The sequence below is a fragment of the Delftia sp. ASV31 genome (genome assembly GCF_016428765.1).
Classification (GTDB): domain Bacteria; phylum Pseudomonadota; class Gammaproteobacteria; order Burkholderiales; family Burkholderiaceae_C; genus Comamonas; species Comamonas acidovorans.
Window position 1 is genome coordinate 1 of sequence record NZ_JAELTK010000270.1, and the last position, 317, is coordinate 317.

Here is a 317-nt window from a genome sequence, read left to right on the forward strand (position 1 = left end):
GGGAGCGGAAGCGTGTGACATGGCAGGCCTTCGCGTGCATGGGGTGGCTTCAACTTATACGCCGCTGCCTGGCCTTTCACCATCGGAGGAACCCGCGCGCCCGGGTTCGCAAAAGCTGCCCCGAGAGCTGTCTCTTATACACATCTGACGCTGCCGACGAAATGCGAACAGTGTAGATCTCGGTGGTCGGCGGATCATTAAAAGGGGGGGGGGGGGGGGGGGGGGGGGGGGGGGGGGGGGGGGGGGGGGGGGGGGGGGGGGGGGGGGGGGGGGGGGGGGGGGGGGGGGGGGGGGGGGGGGGGGGGGGGGGGGGGGGG

At 73.8% G+C, this 317-nt stretch carries 1 protein-coding gene; it reads right to left on the reverse strand.

Annotation, left to right across the window (positions count from 1 at the left end):
• Nucleotides 1–54: 54 nt before the first annotated feature.
• Nucleotides 55–317, reverse strand: a 263-nt coding sequence (locus tag JHD82_RS29350; protein WP_199140436.1) for a hypothetical protein, incomplete at its 5' end; no start/stop codon positions are given.